Annotated in this window: 22 protein-coding genes; 9 read left to right on the top strand and 13 right to left on the bottom strand. The window is 64.2% G+C overall.

What is annotated here, in order from left to right:
* On the top strand, positions 1 to 841 hold an 841-nt coding region (locus tag F3J18_RS12170; protein ID WP_166912927.1), incomplete at its 5' end, for a serine hydrolase.
* Between the two features lie 28 nt (positions 842 to 869).
* On the opposite strand, the gene eco is transcribed toward F3J18_RS12170, so the two are convergent.
* On the bottom strand, positions 870 to 1406 hold the full coding sequence (gene eco, locus F3J18_RS12165) for a serine protease inhibitor ecotin (RefSeq protein WP_025096580.1): 537 nt from the start codon (positions 1404 to 1406) through the stop codon (positions 870 to 872).
* A gap of 177 nt (positions 1407 to 1583) precedes the next feature.
* Between eco and F3J18_RS12160 the strand changes: the two genes are divergently transcribed.
* Entirely contained in the window at positions 1584 to 1976 is a 393-nt protein-coding gene (locus tag F3J18_RS12160) for a hypothetical protein (RefSeq protein ID WP_166912926.1), read from the top strand.
* A gap of 219 nt (positions 1977 to 2195) precedes the next feature.
* Here the strand turns inward: F3J18_RS12160 and F3J18_RS12155 are convergent, their stop codons facing one another.
* Complete coding sequence (locus F3J18_RS12155; protein WP_029949158.1) at positions 2196 to 2564, bottom strand: hypothetical protein; 369 nt, start codon at positions 2562 to 2564, stop codon at positions 2196 to 2198.
* Positions 2565 to 2772: 208 nt separating this feature from the next.
* Between F3J18_RS12155 and F3J18_RS12150 the strand changes: the two genes are divergently transcribed.
* From F3J18_RS12150 to F3J18_RS12140, 3 genes are all read left to right on the top strand, one after another.
* Positions 2773 to 3162: a DUF5594 family protein gene (locus F3J18_RS12150; protein ID WP_025096583.1), complete on the top strand. Its 390-nt coding sequence runs from the start codon at positions 2773 to 2775 to the stop codon at positions 3160 to 3162.
* Positions 3163 to 3301: 139 nt separating this feature from the next.
* A complete protein-coding gene (locus F3J18_RS12145) occupies positions 3302 to 3805 on the top strand; it encodes a YbhB/YbcL family Raf kinase inhibitor-like protein (protein ID WP_025096584.1) in 504 nt (167 codons plus the stop codon).
* Between the two features lie 173 nt (positions 3806 to 3978).
* Entirely contained in the window at positions 3979 to 5349 is a 1371-nt protein-coding gene (locus F3J18_RS12140) for an MFS transporter (RefSeq protein ID WP_025096585.1), read from the top strand.
* A 112-nt stretch (positions 5350 to 5461) separates the two neighbouring features.
* On the opposite strand, the gene otsA is transcribed toward F3J18_RS12140, so the two are convergent.
* Positions 5462 to 6880, bottom strand: coding sequence for an alpha,alpha-trehalose-phosphate synthase (UDP-forming) (gene otsA, locus F3J18_RS12135; RefSeq protein WP_025096586.1), 1419 nt, complete (start codon positions 6878 to 6880; stop codon positions 5462 to 5464).
* Positions 6881 to 7081: 201 nt separating this feature from the next.
* Positions 7082 to 7294 (bottom strand): hypothetical protein, encoded by a 213-nt coding sequence (locus F3J18_RS12130; RefSeq protein WP_025096587.1) that lies wholly within the window; start codon positions 7292 to 7294, stop codon positions 7082 to 7084.
* 258 nt (positions 7295 to 7552) lie between these two features.
* Between F3J18_RS12130 and F3J18_RS12125 the strand changes: the two genes are divergently transcribed.
* Both F3J18_RS12125 and F3J18_RS12120 read left to right on the top strand, forming a co-directional pair.
* Positions 7553 to 8194 (top strand): hypothetical protein, encoded by a 642-nt coding sequence (locus F3J18_RS12125; RefSeq protein ID WP_166912925.1) that lies wholly within the window; start codon positions 7553 to 7555, stop codon positions 8192 to 8194.
* A complete protein-coding gene (locus F3J18_RS12120) occupies positions 8191 to 8691 on the top strand; it encodes a hypothetical protein (RefSeq protein ID WP_166912924.1) in 501 nt (166 codons plus the stop codon). Before F3J18_RS12125 ends, F3J18_RS12120 begins: the two co-directional genes overlap by 4 nt.
* Before the next feature lie 88 nt (positions 8692 to 8779).
* Here F3J18_RS12120 and F3J18_RS12115 read toward each other — a convergent pair whose 3' ends face one another.
* From F3J18_RS12115 to F3J18_RS12085, 7 genes are all read right to left on the bottom strand, one after another.
* Positions 8780 to 9286 (bottom strand): hypothetical protein, encoded by a 507-nt coding sequence (locus F3J18_RS12115; protein WP_166912923.1) that lies wholly within the window; start codon positions 9284 to 9286, stop codon positions 8780 to 8782.
* A 147-nt stretch (positions 9287 to 9433) separates the two neighbouring features.
* Positions 9434 to 10423 (bottom strand): hypothetical protein, encoded by a 990-nt coding sequence (locus F3J18_RS12110; protein ID WP_166912922.1) that lies wholly within the window; start codon positions 10421 to 10423, stop codon positions 9434 to 9436.
* A gap of 22 nt (positions 10424 to 10445) precedes the next feature.
* On the bottom strand, positions 10446 to 11318 hold the full coding sequence (locus F3J18_RS12105; RefSeq protein ID WP_166912921.1) for a tetratricopeptide repeat protein: 873 nt from the start codon (positions 11316 to 11318) through the stop codon (positions 10446 to 10448).
* A 13-nt stretch (positions 11319 to 11331) separates the two neighbouring features.
* Positions 11332 to 14136, bottom strand: a complete 2805-nt coding sequence (locus F3J18_RS12100) for a hypothetical protein (RefSeq protein ID WP_166912920.1) — start codon at positions 14134 to 14136, stop codon at positions 11332 to 11334.
* Between the two features lie 69 nt (positions 14137 to 14205).
* Positions 14206 to 16734, bottom strand: a complete 2529-nt coding sequence (locus F3J18_RS12095) for a type VI secretion system Vgr family protein (protein WP_166912919.1) — start codon at positions 16732 to 16734, stop codon at positions 14206 to 14208.
* Between the two features lie 392 nt (positions 16735 to 17126).
* Positions 17127 to 18455, bottom strand: coding sequence for a nitrate/sulfonate/bicarbonate ABC transporter ATP-binding protein (locus F3J18_RS12090; protein WP_025096594.1), 1329 nt, complete (start codon positions 18453 to 18455; stop codon positions 17127 to 17129).
* A gap of 22 nt (positions 18456 to 18477) precedes the next feature.
* The gene (locus F3J18_RS12085; RefSeq protein WP_025096595.1) at positions 18478 to 20232 is read right to left on the bottom strand and encodes an ABC transporter permease subunit; all 1755 of its coding nucleotides are present in this window, start codon (positions 20230 to 20232) and stop codon (positions 18478 to 18480) included.
* A 535-nt stretch (positions 20233 to 20767) separates the two neighbouring features.
* Between F3J18_RS12085 and F3J18_RS12080 the strand changes: the two genes are divergently transcribed.
* The gene (locus F3J18_RS12080; RefSeq protein WP_013699028.1) at positions 20768 to 21034 is read left to right on the top strand and encodes a hypothetical protein; all 267 of its coding nucleotides are present in this window, start codon (positions 20768 to 20770) and stop codon (positions 21032 to 21034) included.
* A 153-nt stretch (positions 21035 to 21187) separates the two neighbouring features.
* On the opposite strand, the gene F3J18_RS12075 is transcribed toward F3J18_RS12080, so the two are convergent.
* The gene (locus F3J18_RS12075) at positions 21188 to 22501 is read right to left on the bottom strand and encodes an ATP-binding protein (RefSeq protein ID WP_025096596.1); all 1314 of its coding nucleotides are present in this window, start codon (positions 22499 to 22501) and stop codon (positions 21188 to 21190) included.
* Positions 22485 to 23210 carry a response regulator gene (locus tag F3J18_RS12070; protein WP_013699030.1) on the bottom strand — a complete coding sequence of 242 codons (726 nt, stop codon included), beginning with the start codon at positions 23208 to 23210 and terminating at the stop codon, positions 22485 to 22487. The genes F3J18_RS12075 and F3J18_RS12070 overlap by 17 nt, the downstream gene beginning before the upstream one ends.
* A 228-nt stretch (positions 23211 to 23438) precedes the next feature.
* On the opposite strand from F3J18_RS12070, the gene F3J18_RS12065 reads away from it, so the two are divergent.
* Entirely contained in the window at positions 23439 to 23987 is a 549-nt protein-coding gene (locus F3J18_RS12065; RefSeq protein ID WP_046577271.1) for a periplasmic heavy metal sensor, read from the top strand.
* Positions 23988 to 24457 lie beyond the last annotated feature (470 nt).

The following is a 24457-nucleotide window of genomic DNA, read 5'->3' as shown; positions in this document are numbered from 1 at the left end:
GACGGCCAGCGCTCGCGCCGCCGCCGCCCAGGCCGCTGCCGCCGCCAGCGCCGGCGCCCGGCCGCAATTGCTGGCCAGTTGCGGCTACACGCCGGCCACCAAGCGCCTGCTGCGCTCACGCGCGATCTACGTGGTCGACGAACGCACCGGCACGGTCCTGCTCGAACGCAATGCGCGTCAGATTCGTCCGATCGCCTCGGTCTCCAAGCTGATGACCGCGGTGGTCTCGCTCGATCGCCACGCACCGCTCGCACGCAGGATCAGCGTCACCGGCGCCGACCGCGACACCATCAAGTTCACCGGCTCGCGCCTGAAGGTGGGCTCGACGCTGTCGCGCCGCGACATGCTGCATATCGCGCTGATGTCGTCGGAGAACCGCGCGGCGGCTGCGCTCTCGCGCGACTACCCGGGCGGGCGCCCGGCCTTCGTCGCGGCAATGAACCGCAAGGCGCGCACGCTCGGCATGGGCAACACGCATTTCGTCAACGCCACGGGGCTGTCGCCGCGCAATGTCTCGACCGCGCGCGATCTCTCGCACCTGGTCGCGGCGGCGAACCGCTATTCGACGATCCGCGCCTTCTCCACCGATCGCGCGCGGATCGTGAGGCCGGGGCACGGCCAGCTCAGCTACGTGAATTCGAATGCGCTGGTGCGCGGCGGGGATCGACGCATCACGCTGCAGAAAACCGGCTTCATCAACGAGGCCGGCCACTGCGTGGTGATGCGCTACCAGATCGGCGCGCGGCCCGTCGACGTGGTGCTGCTCGACGCGCCCGGCCCGCGCGACCATATCGCGGACGCGATCCGCATCCGCAACTGGCTGAACTGCTCGCTGCACTGAAGGCAGCGATGGGGGATGATGGCGAGGCTCAGCGCACCACCGCGCGCCCGACCTCGTTGGAGCCTTGCCAGAGCCGGTAGCGCACCTCGTAGCCGACCGGCGCATACACGACCACCGGCAGCCGGCTGTTGTAGCGCAGCAGGAAGCCGTCGCCCTGCGCGATCACGAATTCGGTCTGCGGCGCGGCGGTGGGCGGGCAGGCCTTCATGGTCGAGACCACCTGCCCGATATCGGTCACGCGATAGTAGGGGTAGCCCCAGCCGGACACGGTCTCGTGCTGCAGGCGGGCCGGAAAGCTGCGGATATTGCAGTCGACCGGCATGGTCTTGCCGACGATCACCTGCACGCGCACGTCCTCCTCGAGCTCGGCGGGCGGCAGCGTGATCACCGCGCGCTGCATGCCGGCCGCGGGCGCCGGATAAGCCTTCAGGTCGACGTTGGCGGCGGCCGGCGCGGCAGCGGATGCGGGCGCGGGCGCCTCGCCCTGCGCCACGGCGAGACGCGCCGTGCCGAGGGCAAGGAGTGCTGCGGCAGCGACGAAGGACAAGCGGGTCGGACAAGGCATGCGGATCTCCTGATCGAACGGTGGAAGTAACCAGAAACAGGATGCGCGCCGCCGCACGATGCCGGTGCGTGACACACCGGCGCGGCAGGACTTACGCGATTGTAATCTCCTGACACAATTGGTCCCGAACTTGGCCAAGTCGTTCCTTCCTAATCAACAGCACCCTGGAGAACCCACATGCTGAGACTGCTTGGAACGCTCGGGATCGCGGCTGCCCTGGCAGGCTGCGTCGCCGCCCCCGACGGCTACTACGGATATTCGGATCCCTACTACACCGATGGCTACGCCTATGGCCCCGGCTATGCGCCTGTCTACGGCACGGTCAACGTCTGGGGCGGCGGTGGCGGCGGCTGGTATCGCGGCGACCGCTGGGGCCATGGCTGGCGCGATCGCGGCGGCTGGCACGGCGGCAACGGCTGGCGCGGCAATGGCGGCGGCTGGCATGGCAACGGCGGCGGTTGGCACGGCGGCGGCGGTGGCTGGCATGGCGGCGGCGGACGCGGCGGCAACGGCTGGAGCGGCGGCGGAGGCGGCGGCGGCCACGGCGGTGGCGGCGGCCATGGCCACTGAGGCCGGCGCGCGCAACTTGCAACCAGATGTATCAGTGAATCGGCCGGCCTTGCCGGCCGATCTCGTATCCGGCGGCGCCTGCTCGACAGGCGATCACCGCCCCGCCAACGAAACAGCGCCCGCTCCGGAAACCCGGAGCGGGCGCTGCGTATTTCCCGCGACTGAATGAAGACCGGCGGCGCCCTGCAGGACGCGCGCCGTCTCGTGCCGTTCAGCGGCTTACCAACCCGGCTGCTGGTAGTAGCCCGGCGCCGGCTGCGGACCGCAAGCCACATAGACATTGCGGTAGCGATCGAAGCAGGTGCCAGGGGGCGGGCCGGCATAAGCCTGCTGGTATTGATACTGGGCCGGCTGGTAGGCCGGTTCCTGGTAGGCCGGAGCCGCGTAGGCCGGCGCGGCATATGCGGGAGCCGGCGCCAGCGCCGACGAGACGATCGCGCCCAGCACCGCACCGCCGATCAGCGCGCCGACCACGGCGCCACCGCCGCCGCCATGCCCGCCGTGCCAACGCCCATGGGCGGAAGCCGGACCCGCGACGACGAGCGCACCGGCAGTCACCAGCACCGCGACGATTTTCTTGTTGATCATGTTGCTCTCCACTCAAGGTGGTACGTGATGGAGACCATTCTGGGACGGCTCGGCCGTAACAGGTGCAGCAAGTGGTAACGCCGGATTACGCCTGTAAACCGGGGGAGACCACCGCGTAAGCCTGTGCCATGCCAGGTGAGGCGCGGCTTGGGGTCGCGTGCTAGCATTTTCGGGATATTCGATCCCTTTCGATCCCCGAGGCGCCGCCATGAACCCCGACATCGCACATCGGTTCGACGCCGAATTCGCACCGCGCATCGCCGAACGCATCACGGCCCTGCTCGGCCCGCACGTCGCCGCCACGGTACGTCCCTATGGCGGGCACGGCCACCCGACCCACGTCGATATCGTCAACACCTCCCACGAGCATCTGCACGGCCTGCACGGTTACACATTCCCGCTCAACCTCACCATGACCTGGGATACCGACGAGATCGAGCAGTTGGTCGGCGCCGACGACGGCACGCGCTTTGCGCACTATCTCGACGCACTCTCGCGCAAGCTGCCGAACTGGGAGGACGCGCGCGGCATCGACTTCGGCTCGCGCACGCAGAGCGAGCCGCTGATCCTGCTGGGCGGGCTCGATTTCGAGGGCTGAGCCAGGCGGCGCGGGGCGCCCCGGCGACACGTCGCATTCGCAATGCCGGTGATACACTCGCCCGGTTCGCGTCGGCATGGCGGTGCCTGCCGCCAGCACGGCGACGCGCCTGGTCCAACTCGACATCCTGGAGACGCCCATGGCCGAATTCCGGCTGCGCACCGACGCATTTCCCGAAAACGGCTTGATGCCGAAAGCCCAGGAGTACCGGCACGAAGGTTTCGGCGTCGACGGCGACAACCTCTCGCCGGCGCTGAGCTGGGAAGGCGTGCCGGCCGAGGCGAAAAGCCTGGCCGTCACCGTCTACGATCCCGACGCGCCCACCGGCAGCGGCTTCTGGCACTGGGTGGCCGTGAACCTGCCGGTCGGCACCACCAGCCTGCCCACCGGCGCGGGCGCCCCCGGCGGCGCGCAATTGCCGGCCGGCACCGTGCAGGTTCGCAACGACTACGGCGACGAGGGTTTCGGCGGTGCCGCGCCGCCGCGAGGCGACAAGCCCCATCGCTACATCTTCCGCGTGCACGCGCTGAAGGTGGACAGTCTGCCGATCACGCCCGACACCACCAACGCGATCGCTCGCTTCATGATCCACCTGAACGAGATCGCCTCGGCCAGCTATACCGGCCTCTACGCACTCAAGTAAGCCCGCTGTTCCCGACGGCGGCATCGGGCCGATGCCGCCGCCAGCCGCGTGCCGCCGAGAGACGGCACCCATCCCGCGCCACCGCGTCCGAGAACTGCGAACCGGTTGCGCCCGCAACCGATCGACCAGCGGCCGTGCCACGAAGGCACAGCCGCCTCGTGCCAAGACACGCCATGAACGCCGAAGATAACGGCCTGCCCCTTCCTCAACGCTACTGGGCGATCGTCTGCGTCGCGCTCGGCATCACGCTGGCGGTGCTCGACAGCGCGATCGCCAACGTCGCCCTGCCGACCATCGCGCGCGATCTTCACGCCAGCGATGCCGCCTCGATCTGGGTCGTCAACGCCTACCAGCTCGCCATCACCATCTCCCTGCTGCCGCTGGCCGCGCTCGGCGACCGGATCGGCTACCGGCGCGTCTACCTGGGCGGCCTGATGCTGTTCACGGTGGCCTCGCTGGGCTGCGCGCTGGCCGACTCGCTGGCTTCGCTGGCCGCCTTGCGCGTGATCCAGGGCTTCGGCGCGGCCGGCATCATGAGCGTCAATACCGCCCTGGTGCGCATGACCTATCCCACGCGCCTGCTCGGCCGCGGCGTCGCGCTCAACGCGATGGTGGTGGCGCTGGCCTCGGCGGTCGGGCCGACCGTGGCCTCGGCCGTGCTCGCGGTGGCGCACTGGCCCTGGCTGTTCGCGATCAACGTGCCGATCGGCATCGCCGCGGTGGCGGTCGGCCTGCGCGCGCTGCCGCCGAACCGCGGCCACGACGCGCCTTACGACTATCTCAGCGCGGTGCTGAACGCCTGCGTGTTCGGCCTGGTGATCATGACCGTCGACGGGCTCGGCCACAGCCAGAACCACGCGCTGGTGGCGGCCGGCGCGATCGGCGCGGTGGGGCTCGGCTACGTGTTCGTGCGGCGCCAGCTGAGTCAGCCGGCGCCGCTGCTGCCGGTCGACCTGCTGCGCATCCCGATCTTCGCGCTGTCGATCGGCACCTCGATCGCCTCCTTCACCTCACAGATGCTCGCCTTCGTCGCGCTGCCATTCTGGCTGCAGCACACGCTCGGGCTCTCGCAGGTGGAAACCGGGCTCTACATGACACCCTGGCCGCTGGTGATCATGGTGGCCGCGCCGCTGGCCGGCGTGCTCTCGGATCGCTATTCGGCCGGCATGCTGGGCGGCATCGGCCTGGGCCTGTTCGCCGCCGGGCTGCTCGCGCTGGCGATGCTGGGCTCGCATCCGGCGCCGCTCGACATCGTCTGGCGCATGGCGCTGTGCGGTGCCGGTTTCGGGCTGTTCCAGTCGCCCAACAATCGCACCATCCTGTCCTCGGCGCCGCGCCATCGCAGCGGCGGCGCCAGCGGCATGCTCGGCACCGCGCGACTGACCGGGCAGACGCTGGGCGCGGCGATCGTCGCGCTGATCTTCAGCGTCGCGCCGCAGCACGGGCCGACCCTCGCGCTTTACGTGGCCACCGTGTTCGCGGCGATCGCGGCCTGCGTGAGCCTGCTGCGGCTCGGCGCGACGCCGCCCGCGCAAACGGCCTGATCGCGACGACGGTTCGCGGGCCGAGCCTTTCTTCCCTCTCCATGTAAAAAACGACGGCACCTCGCGGTGCCGTCGTTGCTTCATGCTGCATCGGCCTTATCGGCTCGATTCGTCACGCATCGGCCACGCGCCGGCCCACGCGCCGCGTGATCGAGGCGGCGGTCGCCACGCTGCGCAGGTCCGACAGGAAGGAATCGCGCCACACGCCCAGGTCGTTGCGCTTGAGCGCGGCGAAATTGCTGCCGTGACGCTCGCGCCGCTCGCCGAGCGGCATCGACAATGCGCGTTCCAGCGCATCGGCCATCTGCGAGAGATCGGCCGGGTTGACGATCAGCGCGCCCGGCAGCTCGGCCGCCGCGCCGGCGAACTCGGACAGCACCAGCACGCCCGGATCCTCCGGGTTCTGGGAGGCGACGTATTCCTTGGCCACCAGGTTCATGCCGTCGCGCAGCGGCGTGACATAACCGACGTGGGCATGCCGGAACAGCGCCATCAGCAGGTTGCGTTCGTACTTGCGGTTCAGGTACTGGATCGGCGTCCAGTCGAGCTGCGCGAATCGACCGTTGATGCGGCCCGCCTCGCGTTCGAGCGTCTGGCGGATGCGCTGGTAGGTCTGCACGTCCGAGCGGGTCGGCGGCGCGACCTGCACGAAGGACACGCGCCCCTGCCAGCCCGAGGCGTTCGACAGCATGCGCTCGAAGGCCTGGAAGCGCTCGACCAGCCCCTTCGAGTAATCGAGGCGATCCACGCTCATCACCAGCTTGCGGTCGCGGATCGCATCGCGCAGCGCGGCCACCGGCTTGCGCTGCGCATGCTGGACCGCGGCCTCGGCGATCGCATCGGGATAGACGCCGATCGGATAGGCGCCGACCTTCACCACCCGGCCATGCACGTGCAGCACCCCGTCCTCGGAGGCGGTGCCGATCCCGCGCCGCTCGAGATAATCGACGAAGGACTGCTTGTCCGATTCGGTCTGGAAGCCGACCACGTCGTAGGCGGCCATGAAGCGCACCAGCTCGTCGTGCGGCGGCACCGTGCGCAGCACCTCGGGCGCGGGGAACGGGATGTGCAGGAAGAAGCCGATCGGGTTGCGCACGCCCAGCTCGCGCAGCGCGTGCGCGAAGGGCAGCAGGTGGTAGTCGTGGACCCAGATGATGTCGTCGGGCTCGACCAGCTTGCTCAGCTGCGTGGCCAGCGTGCGATTGACGCGCAGATAGCCTTCGTACTCCTGGCGATCGAAGCGCGCGAGATCCATGCGGTAGTGGAACACCGGCCACAGCGTCGCGTTCGAGAAACCCCGGTAGTACTGGTCGTAGTCACGGCGCGCCAGGCCGACCGTCGCATAGGTCACGTTGCCTTCGCGCTCGATCACCGGCTCGCCCGCCTCGCCGACGATCTCGCCGTTCCAGCCGAACCAGACGCCGCCCGATTGCCGCAGCGCGTCGAGCACGCCCACGGCCAGACCACCTGCCGAGGGACGCGTATCCTGGCCGGCTGCCACGCGATTCGAAACCACGATCAATCTGCTCATACGGCTTGACCTCCTGTGCTTGATGGGGACGGCGCAAGGAAACACGCCGATGCCTGATGTCGCGAGCAGGTGCTGTGCCCGGCGCGACGGCGCGATGTTCGCTTCTCGATCTCGCATGCCGACTGGACGGCCAAGCGCGGCGCAGGCGCGTACGTGACACGCCGTCGCCCAAGGCAAGGTCGATGGCAAGCGGTGAAGCGTTCAGGCGTCCTGTTCGGAGCCCAGATCGCGCTGGTAGTCGATCCCTTCGGGACGCGCGCCACCCTGGTTGTGATCGCCGTCGGCGGGTGCCTCGGGCACGGCGCCGGCGGGCGCGGGAGAAGACGGCCCGGTGGGCATGGCGGGGCGGTTCGCGCCTTCGCCGTGTTGCGGTCGGGGGTTGCGCCGCGTGCGGCGCATGGCAGGGTGTCTCATTGAGCTGTGCGGCGTGCCGTGGAAACAGTCAGTGACGAACGAGTGTAGGCTGGCCCGATCCCTGCGAAGGTAACAATTACCTTCAATTTGTAACGATGCGACCCTCGCCGACGCTTTTGTATGACACTGTGCGCCGATCGGCGCCGCAAACGTTTATCCATCTTTTGCAATTCGGGTCGGATATCTGCACCACAATGGCGGCCGGTGCCGCGCCGTCAGGAGCGGGCGCGGCGGTTACCAGACAGGACCGCATCCAGCATGAATTCACGCACTGCAAGGCCCGGGCGGCCGGCACGTCGCGCGGCGAGCCTGACGCTCGCCGGCGCGGCGCTGCTGTCGACGCTGCTCTCCGGCTGCAACTCCCTCTACAGCGAAGGCGCCACCACGGGCGCCGGTATCGCCGGCGCGGCCGTGGCCGCCAAGGTGACCAACAACGCGGCAGTGGCGACCGGCATCGGCTTGGGCGTGGTGGCCGCCGCGCGTGCCGGCGTGCAGTACACGCAGCGCGTCGCGCATACCTACTCGCAAGGCCAGATCGCCGACGCGGCCGGCCCGCTCGAGGTGGGCGGCGTGGCGCGCTGGTCCACCCATCACACGGTGCCGATCGAGGACGACGAGTTCGGCCGCGTGACCGTCAGCCGCCTGATCAGCGTGGGCCCGCTCGACTGCAAGGAGATCGTGTTCTCGGTCGACAGCGATGCGAAGAAGGCGGCCGCGGCAGCAGCCGGCGCCTCGTCCGCGGCGGCGTCCGGGGCTGTGGCAGCATCGGCGCCGGCGGCCGCCACGGCCCCTGCCCCGAGCGGCGCGTCGTTCTACGTCGCCACCATCTGCCGCGACGGACCGAAATGGAAGTGGGCTTCGGCCGAGCCGGCCACCGGCCGCTGGGGAGCGCTGCAATGATCGCGCTGCGCACCGTCGCGATCGTCTGCGCGCTCGCGACGGGCGTCGCGACGCTGCCCGGCTGCGGCTCGGCGGGCGCGGCCAGCGGCGCGCTGGCGGGCGCGGCCACCGGCCTCGTCACCGCCAATCCGGCGATCGGCATCGGCGTGGGCATCGCCGTGCAGGCCGCGACAGACGAAGCCGTCAATCGCACCATGAAGGCGTTCCAGGCGGGCCAGCAGGATGTGATCGCCAGCACCGCGGGCGGGCTCGCGGTGGGTCAGGTGGCGCCGTGGAAGGTCAAGAACCGCATCCCGATCGACAACGGCGAGGGCGAGGTGCGCGTGACGCGCGCGTTCTCGACGCCGCTGGCGCTGTGCAAGGAATTCGCGTTCTCGGTGAAGGATGGCGACAAGGCGGATTGGTATATCGCCAGTGCCTGCGAGGCGCCGCAGGGTGCTGCTTGGACCTGGGCTTCGGCAGAGCCGGCCGTGGCGCGTTGGGGGAGTTTGCAGTAGGCGAGATCTGGAAACGACGACGCGCGCGAGTCGTGTGACCACGCGCGCATCGTTGGGGCATCGTGATCCAATCACAGACCGAGTGATCTCAAGCGTGTACGGATCGATGCAGCATTCTTGTAGGGAAACGTGACCGTCTTCCATCAAGCAAGCCATCGTAGCCATCGCCAAACGCCTTGGTGACGGCCAGCACCGCCTTGAACGTAGCCTGCTTGCCGACCTCCTCAAGACGAAATGCACTGACCTGATAGAAGTCCCCGTGGAAATCCGCGCTGGCTGCATCTGAACGCCAGCGCGCCAAGACAAGGACCTCATTGGGTCGATAGAAGACCGTGACGATTTCCGGCCCACTACCTTGTGCCTCGATCGTCCCGATCTTGACTGTCGAAGCACCATCACACTTCCAGCGCAGTTGCTGATCAAACGCGACTGAGTTGATGTTTGGATCGACCCCGGACGGATATTCCTTGTGTACGACAACGGAACAGCCGGGGCGAATCTGCTTTGCCGATAGAGTCATATCGCCATCGGCAAACACCTTCACCGAGAAAAGCATAAGGGCCGTGGAGATAAGCATAAGAAATGTGTTTTTCATGCTTATCATCCGTTCGCTGCCATCAACGGCTCCTATGCGATTTGCATATCGGCTTATGGCTCGATCTGTTCGAGCGAGCCATCTGCACAGCAGGCCTGACGGAGTCATTCAGTGCATGTCGAGCCCCATCGTGCCCGCCTCCTCACATCACGGTTTGATCGCAAGGTCATCGGCCTTGATCCATCGAAGCAAGTGCTTTCCGGAGGAATTGATGTAATCCACATAAGCCCAGCTGGTCGGAAATTGCTTAAGCACTATCACTGTATCGTTTCTGACCAGATAGGCTCGGCTCACACGAGCCTCATCAGGTGCATCGTAAAGCGTTGCTTTCTGTACCGATATGGTCGCCGCACGATGCTCGCTTACCGTTGCTGCCGGCCCCGATGTGCTCACCGGAGCCTCCCCTTTATTTGACAAAGCGGCGTCGAGTAGCCCCGCACCGTTTTTCATACCCGCCGCTCGCAAGGCACTCACAATCCGCTCATAGGCAACACGATTGGTAGAGGATGGTGGATCACAACGCAACACATTATCAGCGCTGGAGTCGTCGTCGATTACTGATCGCGGCGGCTGACCGGAGCTGATGAACCGCAGCAATCGGCTTGCCGACGGACGGTCATCTTTCAGCATCACACTCGTCTGATCATCGGTTCCCCACTGTGCGGGTTGCCCTGTTTGCCAACCCGCCCCGCATATCTCACCGGTTTGGTCCGCAGTGATGCAACCGGTGCGAATCTCGACGGCAGTACAGTATTCTCTACTCATAACAGATTCTGCTTGCCCTGGCCCCAATGAGACCGTTCCGGATTCGATGCGTCCAATGATGACGTATTGGCCAGATGGCGAGATATTGCTGTCGCTCGGCGGCTCCATTTGTGTACCGTCTGAGTCCGATTCACCCGATCTCGGCTGCAGGCGGAACTTCGTGCCGTTCGGGAGATGGAATACGGCCTGCTGCCACGAACGCTGGGACAAGGGTGTTTGAGGATCCAAAGCCTTGCTATAGAGAATCGCTGCTCCGCCAGGCAGGGCGAACCGGAGCGTTGTCGATGGCGCGGCGGCGCTTACTGGCTTGCCAGCCACATTGCTCAGTAACAAGGCGGTGGCGATCGTCGCGCCGATGCGAGCGGTGTGCATTCCGACAATGACTCCCAAAAAACTACTTCACTCTATCCAATGATCGAGGAGGAATTTTCGCAGATAGACCTTTCGCATTCATTTGCCTGTTATATTCCCGATACTGCGGAACAGCCAAATCTTTAGCATCGATATCCCAATAAGCATCCGCCAAATTCAGCCGAGCCACGGTTCGATCTGGAAACCTCTTCACCAGTGACTGCAGAATTTCTACCGCATCACCAGATCGCTTATATCTCCCAAGATAAAAAGCCAAATTATTAATATCTTCAACATTTCTTGCATCAATACTTCCCGCAAACTCTGCAACCTGAAAGTCAGGCATATTAACAACATATCCTTCAAGTGATGATGGCGTTTGAGCCGCTTTTTTGAAATCCTTGATTTCATCTTGAATTTCGCTTCTCACCCGATCCTTCGACTCATACGTCAGTGAATCTACTTTCCCCATCGGAGCACACCCACTCACTCGCAGCACATCTTCCGTCGGCACTACTGTTCCAGAGGTAACATCAGATTTTTCTCCGTTTATTTGTCGAATCAAACACCAATTCTTATAGTCGACACTCCACCTATAAATGTATCGGTATATTTGACCACCTTGACTAGAACAGCTGCCATCAATAGCCAACAATTTAGTATGAGGAACAACATACATACCCATCATGCTACATTCATCGAAATTTTCGACACGGTACGAAAGTGTTTTTTGCAACGAAGGCGAATAATATTGAACACTCAAGCCGCCAGACACCAACTCCGAAGTAAAAACCCCGGATTTCCCAACCCCTTCAAAATCACCAGTAATTTTATTTTTATCAGGTGATGCTAGCGCCCATCCACTAAAAGCGAAGCAACACACAAAAACAAAAGTCAATAAATTCCTTTTATTCACACCTGACTCCTCATCAAGACTTAGTTAGCGCTGCCAGTCGCGCCTCAACATGTGGTCGCACAATAGCAGTGTGATACCAATTTTGGTCTTTCGGTTTTCCATGTTTGTCTACCGGCTTGCCCGCAGCATCATCAAGCTCAAGATATCGCCTAAACCCTTTGATGGCTTCGTCCTTATCTTTGGGTGTACCTGATACCGTTGAATCAGGATCGTGCCAATGCCCCCAGCCAAAAGAAGCACGCTTTTCATTATAAGCTCGACTCTCCTCGAACCGGTACACCCCATTGCGGTTCAATTTTGCACAAGTTTCCAACCCCCAAACCTTAATGGAACGATTTAGATATTTAAGTCTATTGTCATATCCATTGAATCCGCCATTTATAATACGAGTCACCCAAATCAAATCATCATCCTCACTAGGCTTGAGCAAATCAACATGATCAACGAAAAACCAAGCCGCAGACAAAACGGAATGAGGTGTTTTTTCGACTTTCTCGATAGCAGCCATCCCAGACGTGACATCCTCCCCCGAATATTTTTGGTACGCATCGTAATTTTCTTTATGCGTAAGCTGAATCAATCCGCGACCTCGCCACGGATCATATTCAAGAGGAGCATTATTTTTGGACTGCTCTCTCGTATATCTAAATTCTGCACTCTCAGTTAAAATTTGAGAAATAAAATACGCCCTTTGCATGCATTTATTGATTTTATAATCAATGAACGCTTGATTTATCGGATCAAGATACTCATTGATTTTTGCATCCCCGCAAATTGTCGCGATTCTTCTCATACTCGCCAAATCAAGTTTCGACCCAGCACAATCGCATTTTCCGCTGACTAGAAAGTTCCCAACAAATCCAACCGGATGCAGATGATAGACGCTCGGCCCCGACAAAGGCTTCAGCGCTCCCTTGCATGCATCCCACACTTGCAACTGCTTGATCCGATCCTTCTCAACCTTCCAATAAGGCAAACCGTCGTGCATCAGCGGATCGAGCGCATCCCACTTGCTCATCTGCCCGCCCCATTCGCTCTCGTACTTCACCACCAAGTGATCGACGCGATTGGCGCGCCACTTGTCTCGCAGGGCGCTCAGTACATCCTCACCGAGAACCCTGCCTTGACGGTGCTCAGCCGACATCAAGGCCTCATCGAGTTGAGTGACCAACGCATCGCTTTTGGCGCTATTGAAGCTGGCCTCGAACGCAGTCTTTTCCTCGGCGGTGCCGTTGTCGTTTTTCAGATGCAAAAAGCGTTTGTAGAGATCAGCCGTGCTCAGGTTCGAAGACAGCAACTTGAAGCCTGCCCAAGCCCATTTATTCTGCAACGACACATGCGCTTGCCCCGAGGCACAGACGAAGCCGTTTACGGTCTTTTGCCCAGCATCGCCTGCATCGACTTGATACCAGCTGTGCTTCTTATCGTCGACGAACTCCACAAGCCCGCCGATATTGACCACGCGCAAGTAATCATTCGTGCCAGCGGGAGTATTCGCCGTCGACAGAGGAAACTCACGCCACGCCTTGCGCGTGCCCTTGCCATCCAACTCGCTGCGCTGAATCCAGTACGGGGTCGTGTCTGCACTCCCCTTGATCTGCACCTTCGTCCACGCACCGCGTTCAGGTGAATCCTTGGTAGGTGTGACGATGGTTTTCTCCGGCAAGGTCAGATCACCTTCCGCCTTATAGCCGTACAGAACAGCGCCCTTCTCCAATACCAGTTGAGTTTTCGGCTCCTGCGTCAATTGAGCCGCGCGTGCCACGCTGCGAGTCATGAACGCCGGCAGGTCGTCGCCGGCAAACACCTCGACATGCAGCAAGGCGCGCTGCGGGCTGGGCGGCAACGTCGACGCATGTTGCACATTCTGATACTCGCCCAGATAGCCGATCACTTCGCCCGCACCGATGCGGATCGGCTTGGGCAGCACGTAGGCCTTGTCGAGCGCAGCCGGATTGATCTCGTCATCGAACGCCGCGAGATAGACCCAGCCTTTCGATGCATCGGCTTCCACGGTCCCGCCCGGCGTGATCGGCGCGATTTCACCGGACACGATCGCTTCGATACGTCCCCAGCCCTTCGGCGCACGCGCGGGGCGCTGAATCTTGACCTTGCTGCCGGACGGCAAGATGCCGAGATTCTTCTCGGGATGCCCGCGTTTGTCGCGATGCACGTGAATGCCTTTGATCGGCTCGCCAGATTTGACGTTTTCCTGCTGATCTAGCGCGTCTTTCGCATTGACCGTATACGTGGACTTGACCGTGTAAATCGATTCGGCGTTGTAGTATCCGGGCCAGGTCTTCTTGTTCTTGTCCTGCTCCGAATGCTTGTACACCTTGCAGGGCGCCAAGTGCATGTACAAGCTGAAAAACACCAGAGAGTCGGCCGGATCGGTGCTCGGCTTGTTCGACGAAGCCGGCGTATTCGATGCGCCGTTGGAGGTACCCGCCGGCACCGGGGGCAAGGTCAGCTTGTGCTTGACCAAGGTGAAGCTGCGCGAATACAGCGCTGTCGACTGGTCCGGATAAGTCAATCGCTGGTAGTCACTATCGAGGCAATACGCCACCACCTCGCCATCTGCAATGCAGCGCACGCCACCGCTGTGATCGAGGTCGCCGGAGGCGGACGAACCACCCTCTTGATCGAAGTGAATTCCACCGTGCCAGAGGCCATTCAAACCCAGGGGAAACGGACCATCGCTGCCTTGCAGCGCCGCAAGGTAAGCGTCCGGATCGATTGCCGCGCTAGCATCCTTTTGTGGGAATGGATAAGCCCATTGCGAAATCGCGGTCAAGGTGTCACCAGTATCAGCTGCCATGCTCTGTGTTTCCTGATTGTATTCGCGGTGTCGTAGCGCGCTACGCACGCCTTGTCGAGCGCCCAGGCGCTATCCGGAAAAGGGCGTCGAGCGCTTCGGCTTGCCGTCAGACGCCACCCACGAAGGAAATGCCGGATCCAGGCGGGTTGGCCCCGAAAAGTTATGCGAGCCGCCCTTCACGTCGATCTTTCCGGGTGCATGAATTTCAATGTTCCCGTTCGAGATTCGGATGTAGGCACCGCCACTGGTCAGCAAAACTTCCTGCTTGGCGGTGAAGTTGACCGTATCTGTCGCCGACAGCACCTTTACCGTCTTCTGCGCCACCAACTCGATGTTGTCCGACTGCGCCTGAATCTCCACCTTGCCCTTCCCCGCGAACAGCTTCATGCCGGCGTTCTGGACGAACAGGCTCAGCTTTTCGGCAACGCTCGCGACCAGTGACTTGCCCGCCGCGACGTTGACGCTCTGCCCACTTACGAGGTTCACATGCTGGTTCGCCGCCACATGCACCGATTGCTGCGACGACAAGCCGATCGAAGCCGGGCTGCCGAACACCATCACCGGCTGCTGGAACGTATTGGCGCTGCCGGTCCCCCCGCCTGCTGTATTGCCCCCCGCGCCGAGCGCGCCGCTCGCGCTGTTCTGAGTCGCATCGGTCAGCGCCCGCATCGCATCGTGCGCATCCTGCAGGCTTTCGGCCTGATGCTGCACGCTCGCTTCCGAAAGCGACTCGACGACGCTCTCGGCATTGACGAGCTGTTGCTGCGTCTCCTTCACATCGAGCGGTTGGCTACTGATCGTCTTGGGATAGGTAGTGACATACAGGCCACGGCTAGCGCGCACCGCGCCGTAGTCGTCGGTACGCAGATCGAAGCCACTGCCGAGGTAAGCACCGCGCGAGTTGCCACTTTGATCGATCAGATAGCCGAGGTGCAGCATGCTATTCGCGCTGCTGCTCATCAGTTGGACCCGGTTCTGGCCAGTTGCGTCGTCCATCACCATCTGGTTATAGCCGGCTCCCGAATACTCCTTCGATCGGTATCCCGACAGGATGCCGTTGCTATGCCATTGAGGCTTGACCTTTCCGTTGTACACGCGGTGCAGCACGATCGGGCGATCGCAGTCACCACCGACGTAACCGATGACGACTTCCTCGCCAATGCGCGGCATGTGCACGCCACCGTAGCCGCCCCCCGTATCCGATTGCGCGACCCGCACCCAGCACGACGCACCGGCATCGCCCTGGTTTTGCCGATCCCAGACGAACATCACCTTCGCACGGTTCAATTCGTCCGTGTACACCTCTTCACCCTGAGGCCCTACGACGATCGCCGTCTCGAGATGCATTTTCGGCTTCTTGTGCTCGAACGGGCTGCGATATGGGACCGTCGTGCGCTGCGCCTCCACCTCGACCAGAAAAAAACCAGCCGAACCATCATCATGGGGAACCGATTCCCCCGCATAGCCCGTCTTGGCCAGCGCCAGTGCGCGTTGCAAACTATGTGGAAAGCTCGCCTCCTGATTCGACAGCGGCAGATTGTTCTCGATGTACCGTCGAACCTTGATCGCAGCGAATTCACGTTGAGTCGCCGAATCCCGATCGTGCTCCGGATGACCGGTCAGTTCGAACCGCAGGCCCGCATCGACCCCTCGAACGCCGCCCACGCCGAAGAAACGTTTCGCTTGCGACTCCCACTCCTCCAGATGGATCTTCGACAGGTGCTCGCCTCGATCCTGCTGGGGATAGGTATAGGCTCCCGTGTATTCGTAGACTTCGGCTTGCTCGGGTAGTGCTCCTTGGCCGGCCATCGTCGGCAATGTCGTTTCTTTCGGATTGGCAGCGGTCGATGGTGTCTTGTAGTCGAACGTGCGCGTCGTATGGGTCGTGCTCTGCAAGGTCCGGGAGCCGCTCCACTGAGTGAACGCGTCGACCTCGCTGCCGGTGCCCGATCGATAGAACTGGACCGGATTCGACGATACTGGTTCGAGCGAATGAATATCGTCCGTCACGACGAGCATATGCGACTTACCGTCTTTACTTTGCCGCCAAACCCCGAACAACCCTTCCTCTTCCATCAGTCGATGGACGAAATTCCAGTCGGATTCGCTCTGGCGGCAATACGACCGCGATGGCAACGCTTTCGACAAGGCAAACTGGAAATTGCCTTGGGCTTGCGGATGCTGATTGAATACGTCGGTGATGATTGCGTCGACGCTCCGATCTTGCCAATAGCACATGTCGCTGCGGAATCGCAGGAAATGCATCCACGACGCGAAAACCAACTGATAGGCAGTAAAACTGCCGTCTGCACCGAGGCGTCGCGCGGTATGCACATAGCCGTTGATCGGTAAATAGGATTGGTCCGCCTGCTGGATCCACAAGCTCATCGGCTGCGCGATCACCGCCTTGAGTTCGACGTCACCAGCCGTCGAGATCATGTCGAGCGTCACGCTGAAGTCACGCCCGAGTTCCGACGCGGTCAGGACACGACACGGCACCATGGTGTTGGCCGGCAGCGACGGAATGTCCGTCTTGACCAGCCGATCTTGCTGAATCAGTCCGCCCTGAATGGCCTGAGTCAAATCGGTCACGTTCATTCGTTACCCATCTTGTTGTCGGCCTCATCACGGCCTGCTCTCTCGCGGGGACGGCTCCCCGGTTTCACTTGTCTGAGGATTCTAATGACATCGGGAGATCAAGGAAATCCCCGCCCGAAAGGCATTGGAAAGAATTGCGCGATAGGTCTGCAGCGCCGTCGCAACACGCTAGAAGGACATCGGCAACAGCTCGCTGCCGCACCATCGAAGCCCTTCGTGAAAATGCCATCAAGCGGGTTGTTCTACTTTGATGCCGTCACTCTTCGGGTCGAAATTTTTTTGACCTGATTCAACAAAACAAAAAAGGCGCGATGATCGATCGCGCCTTTCTCACTACCCCTCACACCTCGGCTTCACGATGGATGCCCATCCCCGGCACCCACCCACCACCCTCAAGACTCCACATCCTCCAGACTGAAGATCTCCGTCTGGTCGTTATACGAGAAGATCTCCCCATAACGCCCCCAGTCGATCACCGCGTCGAGCGTCTCCTCGGCCGCGCTGTCCGACAGGAAATCCTCCAGCTCCTGCTCGAAGCGCACGCGCGGCGCGCGATGGCCGGGCCGCTCGTTGAGCACCTTCTTGATCCGCGCCGCCAGCGGCACGTGACGCAGCAGGTGATCGGCGAACATCATCTTGCGCTCCTGCGTGCCGAACTCGGCGAACACGCGCGCCGGCGGCGTCAGGAACACGTCGCCCTCGCGCACGTCGGCAAAGCCCAGGTGCTGCAGCACTTCGGCGATCGGGAACAGATCATCCACCTCGAGATGCAGCGAGCGCGCGATTTCCGGCATGTCGGCGCGGCCGTGGTACGGCGGCGCGGCCAGCGTCTCGATCAGGCCGGCCATCAGGTTGGTCGACACGCGCGGCAGCCAGCTGCCCGAATCGAGACCCTTCTTGGTGGCCTCGCCGGTCTGGCGCGCCGTCATCTTCGCGTAGATGTCGTCCACCAGCTTGCGGAAGGCCGGGTCCAGGCGATTGCGCGGATGCTTGAACGGCACCTTGATCTCGGCGATCACGCGCCCCGGGTTCGACGACAGCACCAGGATCCGGTCGCACATGAACACCGCTTCCTCGATGTTGTGCGTGACGATCAGCACCGACTTGATCGGCATCCTGCCCTGCGTCCACAGGTCGAGCAGGTCGGTACGCAGCGTCTCGGCGGTCAGCACGTCGAGCGCCGAGAACGGCTCGTCCATCAGCAGGATGGTCGGGTCGACCACCAGCGCGCGCGCGAAGCCGACGCGCTGGCGCATGCCGCCCGACAGCTCGCGCGGATAGGCGTTCTCGAAACCGTCCAGGCCGATCAGGTCGATCGCCGCGAGCGCGCGCTCGCGCCGCTCGCGAGCGGCCACGCCGAGCGCCTCCAGGCCCGCTTCCACGTTCTGCAGCACGGTCAGCCAGGGGAACAGCGCGAAGGTCTGGAACACCATCGCCACGCCCTCGGCGGGGCCGCTCAGCGGCTTGCCGAGGTAGGTGACCTCGCCGCCGGTCGGCTCGATCAGCCCGGCGATGATGCGCAGCAGGGTCGACTTGCCCGAGCCCGAACGGCCCAGCAGGCCGACGATCTCGCCCTCGCGCAGCGACAGGTTGGCCCCGTCGAGCACGAGCAGCTCGCCCTGCGTCTTGTTGAAGCCGCGGCTGACGTCCTTGACGTTCAGGATCTCGTCACCCAGGCGCGGCGGCGCCGGCGGCGTCTGGACAGCATTCTGGTTTTGCATCGCGTTTCGCTCTCAATGAGTCTCAGTCGAGCCGCAGCTTCGCTTCGGCGTAGGCGTACAGCGGGCGCCACAACAGGCGGTTGAACAGGGTCACGAACAGCGACATGACCGTGATGCCCATGATGATCTTCGGATAGTCGCCGGCGGCGGTCATCTCGGAGATATAGGCGCCGAGGCCGTGCGCCTGGATCTTGGTGTCGCCCCACTGCACCAGCTCGGAGACGATGCTGGCGTTCCAGGCGCCGCCCGAGGCGGTGATCGCGCCGGTCACGTAGTAGGGGAAGATGCCGGGCAGGATCGCCTGGCGCCACCATTGCCAGCCGCGGATGCGGAAGTTGGTGGCGGCCTCGCGATAGTCGTTGGGATAGGAAGTCGCCCCGGCGATCACGTTGAACAGGATATACCACTGGGTGCCGAGCACGATCAGCGGCGACAGCCAGATGTCCGGGTTCAGGTGGAAGCGCGCGATCACGATCACGAACACCGGGAACAGCAGGTTGGCCGGGAACGCGGCGAGGAACTGCGCGATCGGCTGGGCCTTCTCGGCCAGCGCCGGGCGCAGGCCGATCCACACGCCGATCGGCACCCACACCAGCGAGGCGATCGCGATCAGCACCAGCACGCGCAGCAGCGTGGCCAGGCCCAGCAGGAACACATGGCCGACCTCGGCCAGCGTCACGCCGGTGGCCACGAAGCTGACCACGCGCCACACCACGTAGGCGGTGCCGATCAGCACCAGGATCGCCCAGCCGATGTCGGCCGCGCGCGAGGCCTGCTTCTCGACGCGCGGCAGCGCGAAGCGCGAGGCGTCGAACGAGGGCAGCCGGAACGGCAGCCGCGCGGCGCGCGCCAGCAGCCAGCCGGCCGGCACCAGCAACTGGTGGATCAGGCGCGTGCGGCGCACCAGGTCGAGCAGCCAGGATTCGGGCGCGTCGCCCGAGCTGGTGTTCTCCATGCGGAACTTGTCGGCCCAGGCCACCAGCGGGCGGAACAGCAACTGGTCGTAGGCCAGGATCACCACCGTCATGGCCAGGATCACCCAGCCGATCGCGCCGACGTTCTTGTCCGAGATCGCCTGCGCCAGGTAGGCGCCGATGCCCGGCAGGATGATGGAGTGGTTGCCCACCGTGATGGCTTCGGAGGCCACCACGAAGAACCAGCCGCCCGACATCGACATCATCATGTTCCAGATCAGGCCCGGCATCGAGAACGGCACCTCGAGCTTCCAGAAGCGCTGCCAGGTGGTCAGATGGAAACCGCGCGAGACCTCGTCCAGGTCGCGCGGCACCGTGCGCAGCGACTGGTAGAAGCTGAAGGTCATGTTCCAGGCCTGGCTGGTGAAGATCGCGAAGATCGCGGCCAGCTCGGCGCCGGCCACGCGGCTCGGGATCAGCGCCAGGAAGAAGGTCACCGTAAACGAGATGTAGCCGAGCACCGGCACCGACTGCAGGATGTCGAGGATCGGCACCAGCACCATGCCGGCGCGGCGGCTCTTGGCCGCCAGCGTGCCGTAGACCAGCGTGAACACCAGCGAGGCGACCATCGCCGCGAGCATGCGCAGCGTGGTGCGCAGCGCGTATTCGGGCAGGTTGGCGGGATCGAGCGAGATCTTCTGGGTGCTGAGCGTGCCGATCGGCGCCATGGTCTCGTGGAAGCCCACCGCCGCCATCGCGATCACGCAGAGGATCAGCGGAAAGGCGATGAAGTCCCAGCGATTGGGCAGCACGCGCCACGCCGAGGCGTTCGCGATCCGGTTCGGATTGAAACCAAAATCCATCAGGCACCCTCCCCGGCATGGCCGTTCGAAGCGAAATTTGAGGCCAGCATGCGTTCGTGACTCATGGTAAGGCGCATTGCGGTGTTTGCTTATGACTGGACAATCCCGAGCGTCGGCTACCGCAGCCCCGCTCGCTCACCCATCCCGGGCCCGCCCAAAAAGGGCCGGGCGCGACGACGGCACGACACTACTACAACCCCTGTGACAGGCACAAGCTTCCGGTACGCAACATGAAGGCATCCCCCGCCAATCGCAGGCAAACATCACCCAAATCGAAGGAATTCACGGGTGGAATGCGGGGAATTTGAAAGAAGTCGCAAGCGGGATGCAACGCGCGTGACGCGGCGCAAGGGCGAATTATGCCGCGATCCGGGATGCGGGGAAACCCGCCGGGGCGCGAACGCAACACGCGCGGGCGCCGGCCGCCGCCGTCGCGCCGCGCGAATACAAAACGAACCGCCGGCGAGCGGCGGCGACTAAGCAGGTATGATCAAGGCTGCTACGCAAGAACGAACGTCACAGGCAGGAGGGCTGAATGGCAGGAAATCTGGTTATCGTGTGCCGGGATCAGGACGCGGATGCTTTCTATACGCTGATGCAGGAATACGGCACATTCCAGGCGCGGCTGTCGTCGACCGCGTGGTATCTGAACATGAACGTGGTGCCGGAGTCGCTGCAGGACGAGATCCTCGAGCGGCTCGGCAAGTACACCACGCTGTATATCTTCGAGGCGACCAGCGTCACCTACAACACGATCGACAGCCACGCGGCCGAGACGCTCGGCTCGCTGTTCGGCGAGTGAGCGCGGCACGGCGCGCGGCTTCGGCCGCGCCGTCGGCGGCGTGATTCGATCTCCGGCCGCGCGCGTGGCGCGGCAGGACAACCCCGGCATCGCCGGGGTTTTTATTTGGCTTGCCGCAACGGCATCACGCCGCCGGGGCCGGCCGGGCGCCGCTCATGCGCCCACGTGCTCGCGCTCCGGCTTCGGCACCACGTCGAACGGAAACACCATCTCGACGCGCAGCCCTCCCTGCTCCTGGTTGCCGATCCGGCACTGGCCGCCGGTGCGCTGCACCAGCCGCTCGACGATCGCCAGGCCCAGCCCGCTGTGGCCATTGCCGCCGCGCGCCGGGTCGAGCCGCACGAAGGGCCGCGTCGCGTCGGCCAGGTCGCGCTGCGCGATACCCTTGCCGCCGTCGCTGACCGTCAGCACGTAACCCTCGGCGCCGCGCTCGGTGGCGATGCGCACCGGCGGCGCGCCGTAGGCATGGGCGTTGTCGAGCAGGTTGGAGAGGATCCGGTCGAGCGTGGCGGTCGGCAGGCGGAAGCCCGGCCCGGCCGCCAGCGCGATCTCGACCGGCTGCGCGTTCGGCGCGACCGCGCGATAGGTGCGCGCGATCCGCTCGCAGGTCGGATCGACCTCGACCACCTCGCTGCGATCGGCCCCGCCGTTGGCAAATACCAGGAACTGGTCGACGATATGGGACATCGAGTCCACGTCGCGCACCACGCCGTCGCGCAGGCGCGCGTCGTCCATCATCTCGGCGCGCAGGCGCATGCGCGCCAGCGGCGTGCGCAGGTCGTGCGCGACGCCGGCCAGCATCACGGCGCGATCGTTCTCGGCGCGCGACACCTGTTCCACCATCTGGTTGAAGCCGCGGGTGAGCTGGCGCAACTCGCGCGGCCCCTTCTCGCGCACCGGCGGCACCGTCATGCCGCGGCCGAAGCGGCCGACCGCGCGCGCCAGCGAGCGCAGCGGCTGCTGCAGTTGCCAGGCGGCGAACAGGGCCGCCATCACGGCGGCCGAGAAGATCATCGCCAGCCACAGCAGCATGCGGTCGCGCGAGCGGCGCGCATGCAGCGGCTGCGCCGGCACCACGATCCAGTTGGCGTCGTGAGGCTCCTTCACCCACAGCACGGGCGGCCTGCCGGGCGTGCCGAAGCGCACCTCGGTGCCGGGCGGCATGCGATCGCGCAGATCCTCCAGGAAACGCTTGGGCGGCGGCGGCAGGTCCGGCTCCTCGCGCGGCACGTCCGCGCTGTCCGGCGGCACGATCCGCACGCGCGAGGGCAGCGGCTGGTCGGGCGTGCGTTCCTCGTGCTGGCGCACCGCGTCCACCAGGAAGGCGGCCTCCTCCACCGCGTAGCGCATCTGCGTCTCGTTGCGGTCGAAGCGGATCGCCAGGTACCACGCGAAGTGGGACAGCAGCAGCACGCCCACCACCAGCAGCGCGAGCCGCCCGAACAGCGAATCAATGGGTCTGCGCATGGGCCTCGCCGTTGGGCACGAACACGTAGCCGCGTCCGCGCACTGTCTGGATGAAGCGCGGCGTGGACGGATCGCTTTCGAGGATCCGCCGCAGACGCCACACCTGCACGTCGATGCCGCGGTCGGTGCCGTCGTATTCCGGGCCGTGCAGCAGTTCGAGCAGGCGCTCGCGCGTCAGCGTGCGCAGCGCGTTGTTGACGAAGATCTTCAGCAGCGCGAATTCGCTGCTCGACAGCGTGGCCGGCTTGCCGTCGACCGACAGCGTGCGCGCCTGGAAGTCGAGCACGAAGCGGCCGAACGCATAGGGTTCGCGCTGCTCGGGCGCGGCCGCCGAGGGCGTGGCGCGGCGCCGGCGCAGCACCGCCTGGGCGCGGGCCAGCAGCTCGCGCGGGTTGAAGGGCTTGCCGAGGTAGTCGTCGGCGCCGAGCTCGAGGCCGACGATGCGGTCGACGTCGTCGGCGCGCGCGGTCAGCATGATCACCGGGATGTCGTCGCCGGCCGCGCGCAACTGGCGCAGCGCGGTCAGGCCATCGACGCCCGGCATCATCAGGTCGAGCACGATCAGGTCGGGACGCTCGCGCTCCAGGCGCTTCTCCAGGGTGGCCGCGTCGTGCAGCACCGATACTTCCATGCCCTGGCGCACGAGATAGTCGCGCAGCAGGTCGCGCAGTTCTTGGTCGTCGTCGACGATGAGGATCTGGGTAGTCATGGCGTGGATTTTATCGTGCGGGTTGAGGAAGCCGACTGAAACAAAGGCGCGAATGGGTTACTGGGAATTACCGCGCAAGCCGGATGTAATGCATGGTAACCGCGGGCAGGGTGGAGGTAACACGACGGGCGGGGCGCTTGGCTACGCTGCGTCTTACCGATACGGACGGCGGCGGCCCGAAGGCCCGCCCCGCCGGTCGCTCCACTCATTCGACCAGGAGTCATCGCAATGTATAAGAAGACGTCTCTCGTGGCTATCGCTGCCGCTACCGTACTGGCCCTTTCGTTCGGCGCCGCCGCCCGCGCGGCCGACCCGGCCGGCCCGCAAGGCGGCCCGGGCATGCATCACCACTGGCACCACGGCGGCCCGATGGAGGTGTTCAAGCGCCTGCACGACCAGCTCAAGCTGACGCCGGCGCAGGAGCAGCAATACCAGGCCGCCGAGGCCACCGCCAAGCAGAACCGCGAGGCGATGCGCCAGAACTTCGAACAGGGCCGCTCGCAGTTCGAGGCCGCGCAGAACCAGCCGATCCTCGACCTCGACGCGCTGGCGGCCGCCCGCCACCAGATCGGCGAACAGAACCGCCAGTTGCACGAGCAGACCGAGAAGGCCTGGCTGGCCTTCTACGACGGCCTGAACGACCAGCAGAAGACCCAGGTCAGCACCGCGCTCAAGCAGCAGTTCGCGAAGATGAAGGCGCGCCACGACAAGATGAAGGCGCATTGGGGCCATCACCAGGCCGCCAAGCCGGCAGCCGCTTCGGCCGCCGCGCAATAAGCGCCGGCGTGGCCGGCTCGCGGTGCCGCCGGCATCGCGAGCCATTCGCCGGGGCCTGCTCGCCGGGCCCCGGTCCTGCCTTGCCTCACGGCGCCTTGCGCGCCCGCTTCACACGTCCGCGTCCCGCGCGGGCTCGTCGTCCCCCCTGCGTTGCCCCGCCCCTCGCTGCCCTCCCCCGACATCATTGTTGACAGTTGCCGCCGCCCGCGCCGCGGTACGATCGCCGTCGCCCGAGCCTGCCTGTCCCGCGCGGCGCTCACCGGCACCGCGCCGCCTGCCCGTGTCGCCCCCGATTGCGCCTCGCGACGGGATGCGCAACGATCCGAGCCGTAATTCGAGCTTGCGCGCCGCCGGCTCGGGTAAAATACCGCGCTTTTGGCCGGCCGGGCCCCGCCCGACCGTTCGCCGAAGCCGCCGAGGCCGAATTTTGGCTACCTAGAATAGGGCCGGCGCGCGAGACGAACGGGCCG

It is taken from the genome of Burkholderia sp. Ax-1720 (genome assembly GCF_011753035.1).
Lineage (GTDB): Bacteria > Pseudomonadota > Gammaproteobacteria > Burkholderiales > Burkholderiaceae > Burkholderia > Burkholderia gladioli.
The sequence above is the reverse complement of the archived record's forward strand: the minus strand, read 5'-3'. Positions and strand labels throughout refer to the sequence as shown.